This is a genomic window from Pseudomonas duriflava (assembly GCF_007830155.1).
Classification (GTDB): domain Bacteria; phylum Pseudomonadota; class Gammaproteobacteria; order Pseudomonadales; family Pseudomonadaceae; genus Chryseomonas; species Chryseomonas duriflava.
Genome location: NZ_VLKY01000010.1, coordinates 1 through 19,375, shown reverse-complemented (window position 1 = coordinate 19,375; position 19,375 = coordinate 1). Strand labels below are relative to the sequence as shown.

The following is a 19,375-nucleotide window of genomic DNA, read 5'->3' as shown; positions in this document are numbered from 1 at the left end:
TCTGCCTAGAAGCAGTTTGCTTGATGACCTAGCGTTATGCGCGTGCTTGGTCTGCCTGCATGGCATCTATGACAGAGGGTAACTCCTGCATATCGCAAAAAACAGAAGAAGCCCCCGCGTCGAGTAACCGCTGGCCATGGGCGAGATCGCAGTGTGCGCCTCCGGCAAAGCCAATTACCGTCATTCCTGCCCGTATGCCAGCGGTTACGCCGGCTACGCTATCCTCGATCACCAGACTGCGAAGCGGACTGGTTTTCATCCACCCGGCCGCAAAGAGAAACACATCAGGCTCTGGCTTGCCACGTGCGACCAAGGTTGCGCTTACCACATTGGGCATAAAGCGCTCATAGAGACCCACGGTATCAAGACCAAGCCGAAGTTTCTCGGGAAAGCTACTGGAGGCTACACAAATGGGCAATTTTATCTGGTCAAGCGCATGCAGAAGACCAGGCATGATTTTCAGCTCGGTCGCATAGGACTCAACGGTCCGTTGATTAACGCTGTCTCGGTAGCCTGCCGGAATGGGTTGGCCCCACTCCTGCTCTATTTCCGCCCTCATTTCATAATCGGGCCGACCAGCAAAGCGCTGAATCACTTGCTCTGTCGTAATGGAGTAGCCAAGCTTTGTCAGCTCTTCGGCTGCGATGCGACAGACAAGAATCTCGCTATCGATTAATACACCATCACAGTCAAAGATTAATGCCTCAAACTTCATCCGTTCAGCCTCTTTAGAGTCAGGTGTAAGGGTGGTAACCACCCTTACAGAGTATGCGTGAGTGATCAGTCATGTGGTGTATCGATATACGTACCGGATGCCTGCAGGCGGAAGAGATTGAACAAGCCCTGTGTTGCCGACTTGGCGGGCGTGCCCTTTTGCTGCTCATAGGCCAGCAGTGGCTCTTCGATCCTATGCAGGAATCGATCGATAAACTTTTGTACGGTCGTTACCTCATCGGGTGTGGGAGCACGGAAGCGCGCCAGGATGCGATGGATCGTATCGGCATTGGCCTCGAAACGGGCCAGAATGGACTGGGCTGCTCCGTCCAGGTAGGCAGATACATCGACATCACGAACAAAGTCGGCATATTTGGGCTTTGACCGTAATAAAGCTTCCAAACCATCCCTCATTTCATTGACGACTTCCTGGGCATACAGGCGGTGATTGTCGGTTTCCTGAATGAACTCATTGAGCCTCACTTCGGGATTACCGTTGGTTTCATGAAAGGCAGTCAAGGCAATCAACCAGTGCGACCCATTAAGCAGGGAGCCCTTGATCTCCTTTTCGATCTCCAAATGTCGACTAAATTCTATTTTCGTATTGCCGAGTATGTGGGGCAGCTCTTCGGTATCTGGTCCAATCTGCAATTTAAGAGAACCATATTCCTCTGCCCGCACAACGAGGGTTGGCTCGCCGTCGATCAACGCCTCTTCCAATTCGACGCAAACACGATCCACCAGGGTATGTACGCAGCAGATGTGTCGACGGGTCTCTTCTGCAATTAGACCCTGCAGGCTGTCATCCTGTAGCACCTCGCAAGCATCCACAGTGTTCTCACAGGCAATCAGGTAAACGTTACCCATCGCCCCATCACTTTTATCCTTTGCCTTGCAAATCACGTTAAGCGCATCGATAACAGGGCCATAATGTTCAACAGTCAGTACCGATGCTGTTACGACAACGCCCCTGGACTTCTGCTGAGACAGCTCGACAATATCACGAATGGGCATTTCGACATTGCCGTCCTCATAGGCGAAGAAACCTTTGTACCGAATACGCTCCCGGGGCTGGGCAGCTCCTCCTGGAGTTGAAACCACATATTCTTTGCGTGGGTGGTTCATCAGGAGTTCATTACGTCGGCTAGGGGTTACTTTGGTACAGCCTGTCGCACTTCCATTTGAAACGGCACGATTAAGAAGAAAGAGTTCTGAATCGGAACTCTGGAAAAAGGAACCAACAAGACCCAAGCCAAGTCGGCCTGTACCAAAATGGATGTGCAACATATCGCTTATACTCCGATTATACCTAGAGGATATAGCTCCTCGCTGATCAATAGGCCGCAAGACCAATTAGTCAAATATGTGATTTAAATTAGTGAGACGTTAAGGAGACGCTTATTATTAATTATCAAATAGAAGATAAAACATTCTATAATTATAGGGCCATTTTTAATCGCGCTCTGTACTTTACAGACAGAAAACTCATGCAATAGTTTCTATCCAGGAGACGAGCGGAAGGGCGCTGTTGGTCAGTCTTACTCCACATTGATAGCCAAGAAAAGGCGCCGTATAGGTTTTATGAGGGTGTATTTTTACGTAATCGCCAAACTAGAGCAGTAATTCAAAATAAAGTTATACATAAAATATCTACCCGTATAAGTTTATCACCTGAATAAAATTAACTACCATCAACCAAAGCCTGTAGCCAAGCGGTACACTTTGGAGACGATGGCAGCTGGCCAAATCTAGCCTTTCGTCATGTTTTTATAGTCTAATGAAACCTAACCCAATTATTTCTTTCAAATTTTTAACTATTAATCATTACAAAAGATTGCATATTAATGAATCTCAAAGCATCTAACATTTAGATTACCTATATAAAGTTTTAACCGATCTAATGCATACCTTGATCAGAACTTGTTGATGATTTATTTTTAATGATGTAAAGGGGCCCGGGTCATGACTGTTAGTGATTTGATTAAAGCTCTTGAGCAACTAGATCCTGATCTTTTTCTGATTACCGCATTTGATGACTCTGAAGCTCCTGAGTCTGGCCAGAAGACACATGTTCTGCAGATCCTCTCGGTAAAGAGTGAATTTCTGGAGATTTACAGTGACAGCGCTGGCAAGACTTGCATAACTTCCCAAACGATTGGCGAGGCCCAGGAGGTAGCCTGTATAAGGCTGACTAGCGATTAGCGCCGCGAATGCTCCTGTCTTCGTTGCGACCTATACAAAGATGCTTTTGACTATAGCTGCCATGCGTGTCCCGCCTTGGTGTTGGAAGCATTAACAGTCCTGCCCTCTCTAGCAAACAGGGGGCAAGGACGGCTCTCTTCCAGCTGTTGACGACCTGAGACATCCGCACGAATCGAACCTTGTGCTGTATCGAGTCGCTTAGGGCAAGGCGTTCTATAACTGCCTGGCTTGCTCTAAGACGCCCGCCTCGGCGCTTGGGCCAGCTCCTCGATCATTATTTCCCGCATGCGGAATTTTTGGATTTTACCTGTCACCGTCATTGGAAACGCGTCCACAAAGCGGAAATGCCGTGGCACTTTGTAGTGTGCGATATTAGCTTTGCAGTACTCGCGCAGGGATTCTTCCTGAGCACTATAACCAGCGTGCAGTTTTACCCAGGCAACAATCTCTTCACCGTATTTCTCGTCGGGAATGCCGATTACTTGAACATCCGCCACAGCGGGATGCCGGAACAGGAACTCTTCTACTTCCCGCGGATAGATGTTTTCGCCACCGCGAATGATCATGTCCTTACTGCGGCCTACAATCTGTACATACCCATTTTCGTCCATGCAGGCGAGATCACCGGTGTGCATCCAGCGCGCGTCGTCCAATACATCAGCTGTTGCCTTCGGGTTGCTCCAGTAACCCAGCATAACGCTGTAACCGCGGGTGCACAGCTCTCCAATCTGTCCACGCGGCACGATACGGCCATTCTCGTCGATGATCTTGCTTTCGAGGTGCGGCTGGGTACGTCCTACGGTCGTAACGCGTAACTCCAGTTCATCTTCCGGACCGGTTTGCAGGGATACAGGACTGGTCTCGGTCATGCCATAGGCAATTTGCACTTCGCTCATATGCATTTCGCTAATAACACGACGCATGACTTCGATAGGACAAGTTGAGCCAGCCATGATGCCGCTGCGCAACGAGGACAGGTCATATTGAGCACGCTCGGGATGGTCCAGCTCAGCGATGAACATCGTGGGGACACCATACAAGGCTGTTGCTCTTTCCTCCGCCACGGCAGCCAACGTGGCTAACGGCTCGAACGCCGGAGCCGGATAGATCATGGTCGAGCCATGTGTAAGGCAGCCCAGGTTGCCCATGACCATCCCAAAGCAGTGATACAGCGGCACAGGAATCACCAGGCGGTCCTGTTCGCCCAAACCCAGGCTTTCACCCACCATGTAGCCATTATTAAGAATATTGTAATGGCTGAGCGTCGCGCCTTTGGGAAATCCCGTAGTGCCTGAGGTGTACTGGATATTAATAGGATCATCGAACTGCAACAGAGCGCTGCGTTCGTGTAAAACCGTCGCCGGTGTGTGTGTCGCCAGGTTGGCCAATCCAGCCCAGCGGAGAAAACCAGGCGGTGCGTCTTCGCCTAAGGTAATGACGCCTCTTAAATCCGGCAGGTTTTGGCATGTCAGGCTTCCCGACACCTGATTGCAAAGATCCGGCAGTAATTCGCCAAGCATGGCGTGGTAATCGCTTGTCTTGAACGCATGGGCACAAACCAGCCAAGAGCAGCCGGATTGCTTGAGCACATACTCCAGCTCGCTTACCCGATACGCGGGATTGATATTGACGAGAATGGCACCGATTTTCGCGCTTGCGAACTGGGTGACGCACCATTCCAGACAGTTAGGCGCCCAGATGCCTAATCGGTCACCCGTTTGCACGCCTAGCGTTATCAACGCACGGGCACAGCGGTCAACGTCATCGGCCAAGACCTGCCATGTCAAACGCCTGTTCTGGTGGCGGACGATTAGTGCCTCTCGTTCAGGATAGCGTGCGACGGTGGCATCGAAGGCCTCGCCAATAGTCATCGCCAACAATGGCTTGTCCTGACGGCCCTGGGTATAGCTTGGTTGATTCATGGCCTTCCCTTCTTGTCGTTGTTATGGGACTGCTGATTCATTTGGCTACCACTAAAGCGCTGTTATCTTTACGTTAACGTAAAGGCCATATCAAGCCCCTCTTTCAACTAAAGCCTGATGTATTCCCTATGTAGCACTCTAAGCTGGGATCAGCCTGAAGGTTTGGAGTCATTTCGCTATAGCAGACCTGATGACGCTGTTGACAGCGTACAAAGGCAAGTTTACGTTAACGTAAAGGTAAGCGCAGAGAGCATTATGGCCGTGACCTACAGTATTTCTGACTTGGCTCGAGAGCTGGACATTACAACAAGAACCATTCGCTTCTATGAAGAGCAAGGCATGCTTTCCCCCGAACGCCGTGGACAGGAACGTATTTATTCGGCACGCGATCGGGTCGCGCTAAAACTGATCCTGCGCGGTAAGCGTCTTGGTTTTTCTCTGGCGGAATGCCGCGAACTGATCGAACTGTACGATCCTGACTCAGGTAATCAAAAGCAACTGAACAGTATGTTGGCCAAGATTGCCGAACGTCGGGCGCAACTCGAACAGCAATTACTGGATATCCAGCAGATGCAACTCGAATTAGATACCGCTGAAGAGCGTTGTCGCGCCGCTTTGGAGATGGCGAACACAACCGCCTGAGCGCATCTACACTTCACAACAATAACAACAACCACAGGTGCCCTATGTCATACCCTTCCCTCAACTTTGGCCTTGGCGAAACCCTGGATATGCTGCGTGATCAGGTGCAGAGCTTTGTCCGGGCAGAGATTGCACCGCGGGCTGAGGCCATTGATCGCGATAATGCTTTCCCACAAGACTTGTGGCGCAAATTTGGCGAGATGGGTCTGCTTGGGATTACCGTCGAAGAAACATACGGTGGCGCGGCACTGGGGTATCTGGCGCATGTAATTGCCATGGAGGAAATCAGTCGCGGTTCGGCATCTGTAGCCCTTTCCTACGGCGCCCATTCCAACTTGTGCGTTAATCAAATCCACCGCAACGGCACCTTGGAACAGAAGGCAAAATACCTGCCCAAACTCGTTTCCGGTGAACACATCGGGGCCTTGGCCATGAGCGAGCCCAATGCTGGCTCGGATGTGGTCTCGATGAAATTACAGGCGCAAAAGCGTAGCGACCACCATTACGTTCTCAATGGCTCCAAAACATGGATCACCAATGGGCCAGACGCCCATACCTATGTGATCTATGCCAAGACCGATCTCGATAAGGGGCCGCATGGCATTACAGCCTTTATCGTTGAACGTGACTGGAAAGGCTTTTCCCGCAGCAACAAGTTCGACAAGCTGGGGATGCGCGGCTCGAATACCTGCCAGCTGTTTTTCGATGATGTCGAAGTGCCGGAGGAGAATATTCTGGGATCGCTCAATGGTGGCGTAAAAGTGCTTATGAGCGGGCTCGACTATGAGCGTGTCGTCCTGTCAGGTGGCCCTACCGGCATTATGCAAGCTTGCCTTGATGTGGTCGTTCCCTATATTCATGATCGCAAGCAATTCGGGCAAAGCATTGGGGAGTTCCAGCTCATCCAGGGCAAGGTGGCTGACATGTATACCCACCTCAATGCCAGCCGCGCCTATCTATATGCCGTAGCCCAGGCCTGTGACCGGGGCGAAACCACGCGTAAGGATGCTGCCGGCGTCATCCTCTACACGGCAGAGCGCGCCACTCAAATGGCACTGGATGCCATCCAGATTCTGGGCGGCAACGGATACATCAATGAATTTCCTACCGGACGACTTCTGCGAGACGCCAAGTTGTATGAAATCGGCGCGGGAACCAGCGAAATTCGCCGGATGCTGATCGGACGGGAACTGTTTAAGGAAACCCTGTAAGCCCCACCGCTCTTCCCATATCTATAACAAGAGTACAAAACATGAGCTCTCTCGCCATCCTGATATCGCTCGTGCTGTTGATGTACCTTGCCTACCGGGGCATTACCGTTCTCGTCCTGGCTCCTCTAATGGCCAGTCTCGCCTTGTTGCTTAGCGGTGAGGCGCTTTACATGATGCCGACTTATACCCAGGTTTTCATGAAGGAGCTGGGCGGCTACCTGATTAAATTCTTTCCACTGTTTATCCTGGGGTCGTTGTTTGGTCAGCTGATTGCGGACAGTGGCGCAGCACGCACTATCGCCAACGCCATTATGCGCGTGCTGGGACCGCGCCACGCGATCCTGACGGTTGTACTTGCCTGTGGTGTCCTGACCTATGGCGGTGTTTCCCTATTCGTGGTGGCCTTTGCGGTTTATCCCATCGGAGCGGTTCTGTTTCGGGAAAGCAACACGCCTAAGCGCTATATCCCGGCTGCTATTGCGCTGGGCTCTTTTACCTTCACGATGACTGCTTTTCCGGGCGCCCCCTCGATTCAAAACGCTATTCCGGCTCCTTATCTGGGTACTAATACCTTCGCAGCCCCAGGGCTTGGCCTTATCGGTGGCTTAACAATGCTGATATTGGGCGTCTGGTGGCTGCAAAGCCGAGCACGCAAGAATATGGCGAAAGGTGAAGGCTATGGCGAGCACAAGGAAGAAGTTGCCGTCACTCATGAAGGCAATCCGCATTTTTTGCCATCAATCATTCCAATCATTCTGGTAATAGCGCTGAACGCAGCCTTTTCCTACTGGATCTTGCCGGGCATGGACCTGAACTTTCTTCAGCAGGAGCGTTTCGGCAGTGTTCAACCCAGTGCTGTTATTGGTCTCTGGGCCGTGCTGCTGGCGCTAATGATCTCAATCGTCGTCACGATTCTTTTGCATTGGCGCCGTTGGGCTGATCTCAAGCTATCAGTCAACAAAGGGGCTTTCGGCTCGTTTCTTCCCGTACTCAATACCGCTTCTGAAGTGGCTTACGGTGCTGTTATCGCCAGCCTTGCTGGCTTTGCCATTATCCGGCAGGCCCTGCTGGAGCTATCGCCCAGCAATCCGCTGATTGGCGTGGTACTTACCATGAACGTCCTGGCCGGGATTACCGGGTCCTCCTCAGGCGGGTTGAGCATTGCCTTTCGTACCCTAGGGGCCGATTACGTACAAATGATCCAGGCGGCTGGCATCAGCCCTGAGCTGTTACACCGTGTGGCCGTTATTGCAGCCGGTGGGCTGGATACGTTGCCGCACTCTGGTGCAGTCATCACCTTGCTGGCCATTTGTGGGCTTACTCACCGGCAGTCCTACCCACAGATCTTCATGATGACAACCGTAGTTCCGCTGACCAGTCTGGTCGTAGTCATGATTCTTGGAGCGATGTTCGGCGCCTTCTGACGACGTGGAGAATAATAATTCATGCACACGTTCTCTCTTGAACTTGAACGGTCGCAGCCCGGCGCATTTTTCAATATCTCTGATGCCTGTTGTGATCGTTGGGCACATCGCGAGCCTGAACGGCTGGCGCTGATCCAGAAAGACTTGGATGGTCATATCAGCCGTTATAGCTTTCATGACTTGCACATCCATGCCAACCGCTTAGCCAATAGCTTAGTTAACCAGGGCATCAAACCGGGCGATCGGGTCGGCATTATGTTGCCTCAAAGCCTGGAAGCCGGAGTCGCTCATATTGCGTTGTACAAGCTGGGCGCCATTGCCGTGCCCCTGTTTGGTTTGTTCGGTTTGGACGCTATACGTCACCGGGCTCGTGACTGCGCAATGAGCGCCCTGATCACGGATGAGAATGGGTGTACCAAAGTTCAGCAGATATGGGCCGACCTACCTGAATTACGGTTCTGCTACTCCACATCAACGGCTTTGGACGATTCGCGTGTCCTCAACTATTGGGAACAGACTGAACAGGCATCGGATCATTTTGAAACCCACCGCAGCACAGCGGATGACCCAGCAGTAATCATCTACACCTCAGGCACCACGGGCCACCCAAAAGGTGCCCTGCATGCGCATCGCGTACTGCTAGGCCATGTGCCGGGCGTTAGTGTTTCCCACGACGACTTCCCACAGCCTGGAGATCTTATGTGGACGCCAGCAGACTGGGCCTGGATCGGAGGTTTGCTCGACGTATTATTGCCAAGCTGGTATCTGGGCATTCCGGTGGTGGCCTGCCGGGCGGAGAAATTCGAACCGGCAAACGTGTTTGCCCTGCTGGAAGAACTCGGCATTCGCAACGTCTTTTTCCCGCCCACCGCCCTTAAGCTGTTGCGCCAGGTTAATTCCCCAGAAACACGCTGGACGCTTCGGGTCCGTTCTATTGCCAGTGGAGGAGAATCCCTTGGAGATGAACTCCTAGCCTGGGGAAAACAGGTGTTTGGCCTGACCATCAATGAATTTTACGGGCAGACCGAATGTAACCTTGTGCTTTCCTCCTGCGCGACGCGCGGCATCCATAAACCCGGTGCTATTGGGCAGGCAGTGCCCGGTTATACGGTAGGCATCGTAGATACCAATGGACGTGAAGTGCCTGTTGGAGAGCCTGGCGATATTGCGGTCGAAGCACCAAATCTTAATCAGATGCTCGGCTATTGGAACAAACCGGAGGCCACTGATGAGAAATACCGGGGCCGCTGGCTGATCACAGGGGATCGCGGCTATCAGGATGAGGACGGCTATGTCTACTTTTTGGGCCGCAACGACGATGTCATTACTAGCGCGGGCTATCGCATAGGTCCTGCGCCCGTTGAAGACTGCCTGCTCAAGCATCCTGCCGTAAAAATGGCAGCCGTCATCGGTAAAAAGGACCCAACCCGTACCGAAATCGTCAAGGCCTGCGTTGTGCTCCGCGAGGGGTATCCGCCTAATGACAGGCTCGTCAGTGAGTTGCAGCAACACGTACGGCAATACTTGGCTGCCCATGAATATCCCAGAGAAATCGAGTTTCTTGACAGCCTCCCTCTGACTGCCACCGGCAAGATTATCCGCGGTGCCCTACGCGAACGAGAAAACAATAAGGCCCACCCATGAACTTCGTAGGCAAGGCATTTGATGAAATCGCCGAAGGCGATACGTTTGGTCAGACCCTGACTATTGATAGCTCCCATATTTCCCGCGCCTGCGGTCTGTTTGGAGACTTCAATCCCTTACACAGTAACGACGAGTTCTGTGCGAGCAGCCGCTTCGGCCAGCGCATCCTGCATGGCCCCATGACTGGCGCCCTGATGTCCGCCTCCATTGGCATGTACTTCTACGGGACGGCCACGGCTTATCTCGAGCACAACTGTCAATTTCTCGCGCCCGTATTCGCTGGCGACACCCTGACTACAACGTGGACGATCAAAGAAACATTGGCAAAGCCCAGGCATAACGGAGGAATCGCTGTACTTCAGGGTGTATGCCAGAACCAACGTGGTGAAACCATTGCCGAGGCCCAGGGGAAAATTCTGCTAATCAACCGCCAGGCTGGAGGTCAGTCATGAGCATTCTTACGTCCCGGTTACATACACAGACGGAAGAGTTCCAGCGAAACCGGAGCGCGATGCTGGAACAGGTCAAACACCTGCGGAATGTGTTGAATCATATTCAGCAAGGTGGTGGCGCCCAGGCTCAGCAGCGGCATACCTCCCGCGGCAAGCTCCTGGTACGTGACCGTATCGACCATCTGTTAGACCTGGGCTCGCCGTTTCTGGAGATCAGCCCACTGGCTGCCCATGAGGTCTATGGCGAGGACGTACCTGCTGCAGGCGTTGTGGCGGGTATCGGGCGTGTCGAAGGCATCGAATGCATGATCATTGCCAACGATGCGACGGTAAAAGGTGGTACCTATTATCCACTGACCGTCAAAAAGCATTTGCGAGCCCAGGCGATTGCCAAGGAAAACCGCCTTCCATGCGTCTATCTGGTTGACTCAGGCGGTGCCAACCTGCCACGGCAAGACGAAGTATTTCCAGATCGTGAGCATTTCGGCCGTATCTTTTTCAACCAGGCCACCATGAGTGCGTTGGGTATTCCACAGATTGCCGTCGTAATGGGCTCTTGCACCGCTGGAGGTGCCTACGTGCCGGCGATGTCAGACGAAACCATTATGGTTCGCAATCAAGCGACAATCTTTTTGGCCGGTCCGCCACTGGTCAAGGCGGCGACAGGTGAAGTGGTGACTGCTGAAGGGCTGGGTGGTGCGGATGTTCATTGCAAAACATCTGGCGTGGCTGACCACTATGCCGAAAACGATGAGCACGCCCTTGCCTTGGCACGCCGTTGTATTGCCCATCTCAACTGGCGTAAACAAGGCCAGTTGCAGACTCGCCTACCTGTACCGCCCCGGTACTTGCCAGAAGAACTCTATGGCGTAATTCCTGCCGATCCCAAGCAGCCGTACGATGTACGTGATGTGATTGCGCGGCTGGTGGATGACAGTGAATTTGACGAGTTCAAGGCACTATTCGGTACTACGCTGGTTTGCGGATTCGCGCATCTGCACGGTTATCCGGTCGCGATTCTGGCCAACAATGGCATTCTTTTCGCTGAGGCGGCTCAGAAAGGTGCCCATTTCATTGAGTTGGCCTGCCAGCGCGGCACTCCTCTGATCTTTTTGCAGAACATCACCGGCTTTATGGTGGGCCAGAAGTACGAAGCCGGTGGTATTGCGAAACATGGGGCTAAATTGGTTACAGCGGTAGCCTGCGCACAGGTCCCTAAGCTGACCGTCATCATTGGTGGCAGTTTTGGCGCAGGCAACTATGGCATGTGTGGCCGCGCTTACGATCCCCGCTTCCTCTGGATGTGGCCCAACGCCCGTATTGGCGTAATGGGTGGTGAGCAGGCAGCGGGCGTGCTTGCCCAGGTCAAACGCGAGCAGACTGAACGGGCTGGCGGCACGTTAAGTGCCGAAGAGGAAGCCGCAATCAAGGCACCGATTCTTGAACAGTACGAGCATCAGGGCCATTCCTACTACTCCAGCGCCCGCCTTTGGGACGATGGTGTTATCGACCCCGCTCAGACGCGCGATGTTCTGGCTCTAGCGATTTCCGCAGCTCTCAATGCGCCCATTGAATCGACCCGCTTCGGCGTGTTCCGCATGTAAGGGATTCCTATGACCTACCAGACGCTACAATTCGAACAAGACATAAATGGCGTGGCTACGTTGTGGCTAAACCGGCCTGATAAGAATAATGCCTTTAATGCTGACGTAATAGCTGAGCTGATCCAGGCGCTGGATGAAATTTATGCGGATGAATCTATTCGTTTAGTGATCCTTAGAGGGCGTGGCCGCCATTTCTCGTCTGGCGCCGACCTCGCCTGGATGCAGGCCTCAGCACAACTCACCCTGGAGGAAAACCGCGCCGACGCTAGATTGTTAAGCCAACTGATGGAAAAGCTCTACCACCTTCCTCAACCTTCCCTGGCTGTGGTTCAAGGAGCGGCCTTTGGCGGCGCACTGGGTCTTGTTGCCTGTTGTGACATGGCCATTGGTGCTCAGGATGCCATGTTCTGCCTATCGGAAGTTCGTATCGGGCTGGCCCCTGCGGTCATCAGCCCCTATGTCGTCCGGGCGATTGGTGAGCGTGCTACACGCCGCTACGCCCTCACCGCCGAGCGTTTCTCGGGTGAAAAGGCTCAGTCCCTGGGGCTGCTTGCCGAAACCTACCCAGCGGATCAGCTTGAACAGGCAGTTAACTCTTGGACGGGTACCCTGTTGCTGAACAGTCCCGCTGCGTTGAAAGCTTGTAAGGCATTACTGCATGACGTAGGCGCAGCCGCCGTCCTCGATGATCCTATCCGGGAACGTACGCAACACTGCATCGCTATGCTTCGTGTCAGCCCTGAAGGTCAAGAAGGATTACGTGCCTTTTTGGAAAAGCGTACCCCCGCCTGGCAGGAGAATATCCAATGAGTACCCTAAAACAACTCGATACCCTGCTAGTAGCGAACCGGGGCGAAATCGCCTGCCGCATTATGCGTACTGCCAGGTCGTTAGGCATCAAAAGTGTGGCGATACATAGCGAGGTAGACGCGACGGCAAAGCATGTGCTCGAGGCGGATTGTGCAATCAATCTAGGCGGGAATAGACCAGGCGAGAGCTACCTCTGTATTGATAACATCATTGCGGCGGCAAAACATAGTGGTGCTCAGGCTATTCATCCCGGCTATGGATTTCTCTCTGAAAACGCAGCCTTTGCTCAAGCTATCGAAGAGGCAGGGCTGCTCTTCCTCGGCCCGCCCGCCTCCGCTATTGAAGCCATGGGAAGTAAAGCTGCCGCCAAGGCGCTGATGGAAAATGCCGGCGTTCCGTTAGTGCCGGGCTACCACGGCGAAGATCAATCTATAGAAACATTCCTTCAGGAGGCCGAGCGGATCGGCTACCCCGTGCTGCTTAAAGCAGCGGCTGGCGGAGGGGGTAAAGGGATGAAAATTGTCGAGCATGAATCTGAGTTGGCAGAAGCCTTAGCCTCCGCTCAACGTGAAGCGAAATCCGCTTTTGGTGATGCACGCATGTTGGTCGAAAAGTACGTGTTGAAACCTCGACACGTAGAAATACAGGTTTTTGCCGATCAACAGGGTCACTGCCTTTATTTGAACGAACGGGACTGTTCAATTCAGCGACGTCATCAAAAAGTTGTTGAAGAGGCTCCCGCTCCCGGATTATCGCCTGCGCTACGCCAGGCCATGGGCGAAGCTGCCGTGAGGGCTGCCCAGGCAATTGGGTATGTAGGAGCTGGTACCGTGGAGTTTCTGCTCGACAACCAAGGCGAATTTTTCTTTATGGAAATGAATACACGCCTACAGGTTGAACATCCAGTCACGGAGGCGATTACCGGTCTGGACTTGGTGGCTTGGCAGATCCGTACAGCTCGAGGGGAACCACTTCCCATCACGCAGGAGCAGGTTCCCTTGCAGGGGCACGCCATAGAGGTGCGCCTGTATGCGGAAGATCCTAGTACCGATTTTCTTCCTGCAACCGGTACTTTGCATCTCTATCAGGAACCCTCTGAAGGACCCGGACGCAGAACCGACAGTGGTGTCGTTGAAGGCGATACCGTCTCGCCCTTTTATGACCCTATGCTAGCTAAGATAGTCGCCTGGGGTGAAAGTCGTGAAGAGGCTCGTCAGCGATTGCTGGCTATGCTGAACGAAACCCATGTAGGTGGAGTACGTACCAATCTTGCCTTTCTCAAGCGGATCCTGGCTCACTCCGCGTTTGCACAAGCCGAGTTGGATACAGGTTTTATCCCACGCTACCAAGACGATCTACTTCCTTCGCCAGCCAAACGAGACGAATTTTTTTGGCAAGCGGCAGCCCAGGCATTCCTTGCAAGCGAACCTGGAAAGGTACGAAGCGATGATGCTTATTCCCCTTGGTCAACAGCCACGGGATGGCGGTCCGTTCTGCCTGCTCAACCAGAGATTACCCTCTTGAGCGAAGGTGAAAAGCATCGTGTAGTTCTTACTAATAACACAACACCTAGGACTGCATTGCCCGTATTTCGTCGCGGCGAAACACTCTATCTTGAATGGAACGGCGAATTGCATACAGTCACCCGCTTCGATCCAATCGTAGCGTTGGAAACAGATCCTGCTCATGGTAATGGACTAACTGCCCCTATGAACGGCAGTGTCGTGCGGATCCTGGTGGAGCCCGGTCAGTATGTTGAGGCGAACACTCCTCTCGTTATTCTGGAAGCCATGAAAATGGAGCACACCATTCGTGCCCATACGGCTGGAACGGTTAAAGCCCTACTCTGCCAGGAAGGCGATATGGTGATTGAGGGTACCCCTTTAGTTGAAATGGAGGCTGCCCATGAAGCTGCCTGAACGTGTTCGTCTAGTAGAGGTAGGCCCACGTGATGGACTACAAAATGAGAAAATGCCTATCAGCGTTGAGGACAAGGTTCGATTGGTAAACGATCTGTCGGAAACAGGTCTTGATTACATTGAGGTTGGTAGTTTCGTTTCTCCTAGGTGGGTTCCTCAAATGGCAGGAAGTCATGAGGTATTTTCAAAAATCCAATATAGGGCTGGTATTACTTATGCAGCCCTAACACCTAATTTAAGGGGCTTTGAAGCTGCGCTCGAAGCAGACGTTAAAGAAGTCGCCGTATTTGCCGCGGCCTCGGAAAGTTTTTCCCAGCGCAATATCAATTGCTCCATCGCGGAAAGCCTGAAGCGGTTTATTCCTGTCATGCAGGCGGCCGAGCACCACGGTATTGCAGTACGTGGTTATGTATCGTGTGTACTGGGTTGCCCTTATGAGGGCTATATTCCGCCTCTCCAAGTGGCCCGCGTGGCTCGTGAGCTTTGGGATATGGGCTGCTACGAAATTTCCTTGGGTGATACTATTGGTACGGGTACTCCCGGCGCAGCGCGCTGTCTTATTGAGTGTGTTGCCCAACACGTACCCCGCCCTCGGCTAGCCGCACATTTTCATGATACGTACGGCCAAGCGCTTGCCAATCTCTATGCTGTACTACTAGAAGGTGTCTGCGTGATTGATAGCTCCGTTGCAGGGCTCGGGGGCTGCCCCTATGCAAGCGGCGCCAGCGGAAACGTCTCTACCGAAGATGTGCTTTACATGCTTAACGGCCTAGGTATACCAACCGGAGTCGATCTTCCACGTTTGATCAATGCCGGACAGCGTATCTGCCAGGTTTTAGGTCGCGAAAACGGCTCTCGTGTAGCCCGTGCGTTTACTAAAAGCTAAAGAAATAGTTTATAAATCAGCGCCACGGCATCTGAAAGCATCCGTGGCGTTTTAGTAACAAGCCCCCTCCCCTAAAACCTGTCTGATTAGCTGCTTTCCGTAAGAACCTTTATTAGGAAGCTCATCTGCTGAATACTTCCATTGAGCCGATAAACGCTTTGCGTTGCGCTATAAAAAAATTACGCTGGTATTACTTAATACGGTTCGAATATCGTGGCTCAACATTTGGGTATTGTGCGATTATCGAACAATTGGCGTAAGATCGAATTGATTTGGCTATAGGTTCACCGCCAGCATAGAAGTACTGGCTTGAGGCCATCCACAGCGGATTATCTCGGGTCGCTAGCTAAAGGCCGCTAGAGCCTTCCCTTGCAATACAACAATTACAAAAAAGGACTATCCCAGTGAAAAAGAGCATGAAACTCTTGAGCGCTCTGTTCGTGAGCCTCTCTCTAACAGCCCCCTTCGCTCAGGCCGATGATCCTGTCGTCACGCTGAAAGTGGCCCACTTCCTCCCGCTGAATTCGGTTACCCAACAAGATTTCCTTAAACCCTGGGCTGAAAAAATCACCCAGCAATCTAACGGACGTATCCAATTCCAGTTCTATCCCTCCATGCAGCTCGGCGGTACGCCTCCTCAACTGGTGGATCAGGTTCGGGATGGGGTAGTTGATGTCGTCTGGACCTTGCCAGGCTATAGCAGTGGGCGCTTCCCACTGGTTTCGGTGTTCGAACTGCCTTTTATGAACCGCTCTGCTGAAGCGGGAAGCCAAGCCATGTGGGATTTCGTCCAGGCACATGGTCAGAAAGAGTTCAGCAGTATGCACCTGTTGGCTACGCATTTGACGGACGGTGCCCTGCTCCACACCGTTAAAAAGCCAATCAAGACCATGGCTGATTTCCGAGGCATGAAGCTACGCACGTCCAACCGTACCGCGACCAAGATTATCAGCCTGCTGGGCGGTACTCCCGTTGCGATGCCCGTACCGCAAGTACCCGAAGCACTGGCCAAGGGTGTTGTAGACGGCACTCTTGTACCATGGGACGTAGTACCTGCTCTAAAACTGCATGAATTGGTCAAGTACCATACCGAGATGGCTCAAGGCATGCCGGCTCTAAACTACACCGTCATTATCCTGGCCATGAATAACGACAAATACGCCAGCCTTCCGGATGACCTGAAAAAGATCATCGATGACAACAGTGGCAGTACTCTGTCCGCCGAGGCTGGACGTATCTGGGATACTCAGGTTGTCGAGACCGGCCACAAACTCGCCGAATCCCGTGGGAATCAGATCTATTACCTGCCGAAAGAAGAGCAAGAAAAGTGGATGAAAGCCACCAAACCTATGGAAAAAGAATGGGTGAAGGAAGTCGCAGGTAAGGGTTATAGCAATGGCGACGCCCTGCTCAAAGAAACCCATGAGCTGATCGAGAAGTACAACGCTCAAATCCAGCGTTGATGCGACAGGCCAGCCACGTCCTGTGGCTGGCGTTTTCCGGGAGGGGATAATTTTGAGTGAATCGCAGATTCGGCTCACGCAGTATACGCGTGCCCAGCCGGTAGGTTATGTCCTCAATATGCTGGCCTGTCTGCTGGCATTCATTGGTGGTCTGGTTCTGGTGGCTATGACACTCATGTCGGCCTACAGCATTTTCATGCGAACATTTTTTGATGAGCCTTTGCTAGGCGATGTCGAACTGGTCCAGATGGGTTGCGGCGTTGCCATTATGTGCTTTTTGCCGCTGTGTCAGTTACGCCGTGGAAATGTCATTGTCGATGTATTCACGCTGAATGCACCGGCTGCCCTACGTAACATCATGGACGCACTGGGCGGTTTGCTCACAGCTGCAGCAGCAGGTTTACTGGCTTGGCGGTCGGTAATCGGTGCCCTAGACGCTCATGGGACAGGTGAGGAATCTATTATTCTGGGACTACCTCTATGGTGGCCCATGTCAGTTTTCGGGCCTGCATTCGCCCTGCTGGTTGTCGTTTCGCTGTATACCGCCTGGCAAGACCTGCGCGGCGGGGAGCATGCATAATGAGTAGCGTCGCTTTAGGCGGGATTTTCCTGGCCGTTCTGCTGGTTTTATTAGTTATTCGCATTCCGATTGCTATTGCCATGCTACTGACAGGCGTGGCCGGCTATGTATCGCTAAGCGGTTGGGACCCTTTGCTCAATTTTCTAAAAAGCGCGGCCTACGCCCGTTATACCGTCTACGATCTTTCGGTCATTCCACTCTTTCTACTGATGGGGCAGTTCGCTTCTCGCGGAGGATTGGCCAGTGGTTTGTTTGGCGCAGCGGCTGCTATGATCGGCCATTGGCGTGGCGGGCTGGCCATGGCTGCCGTCGGCTCCTGCGCAGCCTTTGGCGCAGTCTGCGGCTCCTCAATCGCAACAGCGGCGACCATGGGTCAGGTAGCGCTGCCGGAGCTACGTCGTTACCGGTATTCCGGAGCACTGGCAGTAGGCTGTCTGGCTGCTGGCGGCACGTTAGGCATTCTGATTCCGCCTTCAGTCGTGCTGGTTATCTATGCCATTCTGACCCAGCAGAACATTGCCCAGTTGTTCATGGCTGCGTTTATCCCAGGCATCCTCGCTGCTATTGGCTACATGATTGCTATTGGCATCTATGTACGCCTGAAACCCGACGCAGGTCCAGCGCAGGAGCGGCTTACCTGGAAGCAAAGATTGGCTGCCCAGCGCGGTATCTGGCCAGTATTCTTGATCTTTTTACTGGTATTGGGTGGCATTTACGGCGGCTGGTTCACCCCCACCGAAGCGGCTGCTATCGGAACGGTGGGTACTGGCATCTTCGCGTTTGCTCTGGGCAAGATGCGCTTTCGCGAATTTAAAGAGGTACTTTACGGAACTGCGGTTACCACTGGCATGATCTTCATGATCTTGCTTGGTGCAGACATCATGAACTCCTTCCTGGCCTTGTCGCAGTTGCCAAACTACCTGGCCGAGACGATTACAGCCAGCGGCTTGCCACCTTTTGTAATTCTGGCAAGCATCCTGATCCTGTATTTATTCCTCGGTTGCGTAATGGATACCATGTCCATGATTCTGCTCACTATTCCAATCTTCTTCCCTGTCATTATGGGGCTGGACTTTTGGGGCCTGGGTGAGACCGAAAAGGCCATCTGGTTTGGGATTCTAGCCCTGATGGTGGTTGAAATCGGCATGATCACGCCGCCTGTGGGCATGAATGTGTATGTAATTAGCAGCATGGCTAGAGATATCCCCATGCGTGACTGCTTTCGGGGCATCGTACCCTTCCTGCTATCGGACTTTATCCGCGTCGTAATTCTTGTACTGTTCCCTGGTATTACGTTGTGCCTAGTACGATGGCTCAGCTAAGAAAAAAGGGGCGTCAACGGGCGCCCCTTTTGTTGCTGCGTTTGCGCAACCGGCTTAAGCCACCTGACCTTCGATGGCCGGCTTTTCGTCTGCTGGTGACTGGCCATTGATGGCAATGCGCTTGGGCTTGGCTTCTTCCGGCACAAGCCGAACCAGATCCACGCTCAGCAGGCCGTTTTTCAGGCTGGCCCCCTTCACTTCGATATGGTCAGCCAAGCGGAAGGACAGCTTGAACGCACGCTGGGCAATGCCTTGATGCAGATAGGTCACGCTGTCGGTGTTCTTCTCACGACGGCCACCCCGTACGGTCAGCACGCTCTGCTCGACTTCGAGCTCAAGGTCGTCTTCCTGCAGGCCGGCGGCTGCAATCACGATGCGGTATTGGTCATCGCCGTGCTTTTCAACGTTGTAGGGTGGATACGAGCTGCCCGATTCATTACGCAACGCAGCCTCGAACAGATCGTTGAAACGGTCGAATCCAATGGAATGACGGAACAGCGGAGCAAGGGATAAATTAGTCATGATGAAATCTCCTGAGAGTCAGCAAGTTTTCCTGGCGGGACCCGATTTCGGCCTCCCG

17 protein-coding genes are annotated in these 19,375 nt (G+C 52.9%); 13 read left to right on the top strand and 4 right to left on the bottom strand.

The window, feature by feature from the left end:
• Nucleotides 1-34: 34 nt before the first annotated feature.
• Together IQ22_RS14910 and IQ22_RS14905 are read right to left on the bottom strand one after the other, a co-directional pair.
• Complete coding sequence (locus IQ22_RS14910) at nt 35-715, bottom strand: HAD family hydrolase (protein ID WP_145143383.1); 681 nt, start codon at nt 713-715, stop codon at nt 35-37.
• 65 nt (nt 716-780) lie between these two features.
• Nucleotides 781-2,001: a hypothetical protein gene (locus tag IQ22_RS14905; protein WP_145143381.1), complete on the bottom strand. Its 1,221-nt coding sequence runs from the start codon at nt 1,999-2,001 to the stop codon at nt 781-783.
• A gap of 675 nt (nt 2,002-2,676) precedes the next feature.
• Between IQ22_RS14905 and IQ22_RS14900 the strand changes: the two genes are divergently transcribed.
• Complete coding sequence (locus tag IQ22_RS14900; protein ID WP_145143379.1) at nt 2,677-2,916, top strand: hypothetical protein; 240 nt, start codon at nt 2,677-2,679, stop codon at nt 2,914-2,916.
• A gap of 233 nt (nt 2,917-3,149) precedes the next feature.
• On the opposite strand, the gene IQ22_RS14895 is transcribed toward IQ22_RS14900, so the two are convergent.
• Nucleotides 3,150-4,838 (bottom strand): AMP-binding protein, encoded by a 1,689-nt coding sequence (locus IQ22_RS14895; protein ID WP_145143377.1) that lies wholly within the window; start codon nt 4,836-4,838, stop codon nt 3,150-3,152.
• Between the two features lie 255 nt (nt 4,839-5,093).
• On the opposite strand from IQ22_RS14895, the gene IQ22_RS14890 reads away from it, so the two are divergent.
• The 12 genes from IQ22_RS14890 to IQ22_RS14835 all read left to right on the top strand — a co-directional run bounded on the left by IQ22_RS14890 (nt 5,094) and on the right by IQ22_RS14835 (nt 18,795).
• Complete coding sequence (locus IQ22_RS14890) at nt 5,094-5,480, top strand: MerR family transcriptional regulator (protein ID WP_145143375.1); 387 nt, start codon at nt 5,094-5,096, stop codon at nt 5,478-5,480.
• A 44-nt stretch (nt 5,481-5,524) separates the two neighbouring features.
• On the top strand, nt 5,525-6,691 hold the full coding sequence (locus tag IQ22_RS14885) for an isovaleryl-CoA dehydrogenase (protein ID WP_145143373.1): 1,167 nt from the start codon (nt 5,525-5,527) through the stop codon (nt 6,689-6,691).
• Between the two features lie 41 nt (nt 6,692-6,732).
• Complete coding sequence (locus tag IQ22_RS14880; RefSeq protein ID WP_145143371.1) at nt 6,733-8,115, top strand: GntP family permease; 1,383 nt, start codon at nt 6,733-6,735, stop codon at nt 8,113-8,115.
• A gap of 21 nt (nt 8,116-8,136) precedes the next feature.
• Nucleotides 8,137-9,759, top strand: a complete 1,623-nt coding sequence (locus IQ22_RS14875; protein WP_145143369.1) for an acyl-CoA synthetase — start codon at nt 8,137-8,139, stop codon at nt 9,757-9,759.
• Nucleotides 9,756-10,211: a MaoC family dehydratase gene (locus IQ22_RS14870; protein WP_145143367.1), complete on the top strand. Its 456-nt coding sequence runs from the start codon at nt 9,756-9,758 to the stop codon at nt 10,209-10,211. Before IQ22_RS14875 ends, IQ22_RS14870 begins: the two co-directional genes overlap by 4 nt.
• Nucleotides 10,208-11,815, top strand: coding sequence for a carboxyl transferase domain-containing protein (locus IQ22_RS14865; RefSeq protein WP_145143365.1), 1,608 nt, complete (start codon nt 10,208-10,210; stop codon nt 11,813-11,815). The genes IQ22_RS14870 and IQ22_RS14865 overlap by 4 nt, the downstream gene beginning before the upstream one ends.
• Before the next feature lie 9 nt (nt 11,816-11,824).
• Nucleotides 11,825-12,625 (top strand): gamma-carboxygeranoyl-CoA hydratase, encoded by an 801-nt coding sequence (locus IQ22_RS14860; protein ID WP_145143363.1) that lies wholly within the window; start codon nt 11,825-11,827, stop codon nt 12,623-12,625.
• Nucleotides 12,622-14,544, top strand: a complete 1,923-nt coding sequence (locus IQ22_RS14855; protein ID WP_145143361.1) for an acetyl/propionyl/methylcrotonyl-CoA carboxylase subunit alpha — start codon at nt 12,622-12,624, stop codon at nt 14,542-14,544. The genes IQ22_RS14860 and IQ22_RS14855 overlap by 4 nt, the downstream gene beginning before the upstream one ends.
• Nucleotides 14,531-15,430 carry a hydroxymethylglutaryl-CoA lyase gene (locus IQ22_RS14850; protein ID WP_145143359.1) on the top strand — a complete coding sequence of 300 codons (900 nt, stop codon included), beginning with the start codon at nt 14,531-14,533 and terminating at the stop codon, nt 15,428-15,430. The genes IQ22_RS14855 and IQ22_RS14850 overlap by 14 nt, the downstream gene beginning before the upstream one ends.
• 416 nt (nt 15,431-15,846) lie before the next feature.
• On the top strand, nt 15,847-16,893 hold the full coding sequence (locus IQ22_RS14845) for a TRAP transporter substrate-binding protein (RefSeq protein ID WP_145143357.1): 1,047 nt from the start codon (nt 15,847-15,849) through the stop codon (nt 16,891-16,893).
• 52 nt (nt 16,894-16,945) lie between these two features.
• Nucleotides 16,946-17,473, top strand: a complete 528-nt coding sequence (locus IQ22_RS14840; protein ID WP_244309172.1) for a TRAP transporter small permease — start codon at nt 16,946-16,948, stop codon at nt 17,471-17,473.
• On the top strand, nt 17,473-18,795 hold the full coding sequence (locus tag IQ22_RS14835; RefSeq protein ID WP_145143355.1) for a TRAP transporter large permease: 1,323 nt from the start codon (nt 17,473-17,475) through the stop codon (nt 18,793-18,795). Before IQ22_RS14840 ends, IQ22_RS14835 begins: the two co-directional genes overlap by 1 nt.
• 54 nt (nt 18,796-18,849) lie before the next feature.
• On the opposite strand, the gene IQ22_RS14830 is transcribed toward IQ22_RS14835, so the two are convergent.
• On the bottom strand, nt 18,850-19,317 hold the full coding sequence (locus IQ22_RS14830) for an Hsp20 family protein (protein WP_145143353.1): 468 nt from the start codon (nt 19,315-19,317) through the stop codon (nt 18,850-18,852).
• Between the last annotated feature and the right edge of the window lie 58 nt (nt 19,318-19,375).

What these genes read in the sequence shown, in the direction of transcription:
- IQ22_RS14910 (WP_145143383.1), bottom strand. Translation starts at nt 715, where the DNA reads ATGAAGTTTGAGGCATTAATCTTTGACTGTGATGGTGTATTAATCGAT.
- IQ22_RS14905 (WP_145143381.1), bottom strand. Translation starts at nt 2,001, where the DNA reads ATGTTGCACATCCATTTTGGTACAGGCCGACTTGGCTTGGGTCTTGTT.
- IQ22_RS14900 (WP_145143379.1), top strand. Translation starts at nt 2,677, where the DNA reads ATGACTGTTAGTGATTTGATTAAAGCTCTTGAGCAACTAGATCCTGAT.
- IQ22_RS14895 (WP_145143377.1), bottom strand. Translation starts at nt 4,838, where the DNA reads ATGAATCAACCAAGCTATACCCAGGGCCGTCAGGACAAGCCATTGTTG.
- IQ22_RS14890 (WP_145143375.1), top strand. Translation starts at nt 5,094, where the DNA reads ATGGCCGTGACCTACAGTATTTCTGACTTGGCTCGAGAGCTGGACATT.
- IQ22_RS14885 (WP_145143373.1), top strand. Translation starts at nt 5,525, where the DNA reads ATGTCATACCCTTCCCTCAACTTTGGCCTTGGCGAAACCCTGGATATG.
- IQ22_RS14880 (WP_145143371.1), top strand. Translation starts at nt 6,733, where the DNA reads ATGAGCTCTCTCGCCATCCTGATATCGCTCGTGCTGTTGATGTACCTT.
- IQ22_RS14875 (WP_145143369.1), top strand. Translation starts at nt 8,137, where the DNA reads ATGCACACGTTCTCTCTTGAACTTGAACGGTCGCAGCCCGGCGCATTT.
- IQ22_RS14870 (WP_145143367.1), top strand. Translation starts at nt 9,756, where the DNA reads ATGAACTTCGTAGGCAAGGCATTTGATGAAATCGCCGAAGGCGATACG.
- IQ22_RS14865 (WP_145143365.1), top strand. Translation starts at nt 10,208, where the DNA reads ATGAGCATTCTTACGTCCCGGTTACATACACAGACGGAAGAGTTCCAG.
- IQ22_RS14860 (WP_145143363.1), top strand. Translation starts at nt 11,825, where the DNA reads ATGACCTACCAGACGCTACAATTCGAACAAGACATAAATGGCGTGGCT.
- IQ22_RS14855 (WP_145143361.1), top strand. Translation starts at nt 12,622, where the DNA reads ATGAGTACCCTAAAACAACTCGATACCCTGCTAGTAGCGAACCGGGGC.
- IQ22_RS14850 (WP_145143359.1), top strand. Translation starts at nt 14,531, where the DNA reads ATGAAGCTGCCTGAACGTGTTCGTCTAGTAGAGGTAGGCCCACGTGAT.
- IQ22_RS14845 (WP_145143357.1), top strand. Translation starts at nt 15,847, where the DNA reads ATGAAACTCTTGAGCGCTCTGTTCGTGAGCCTCTCTCTAACAGCCCCC.
- IQ22_RS14835 (WP_145143355.1), top strand. Translation starts at nt 17,473, where the DNA reads ATGAGTAGCGTCGCTTTAGGCGGGATTTTCCTGGCCGTTCTGCTGGTT.
- IQ22_RS14830 (WP_145143353.1), bottom strand. Translation starts at nt 19,317, where the DNA reads ATGACTAATTTATCCCTTGCTCCGCTGTTCCGTCATTCCATTGGATTC.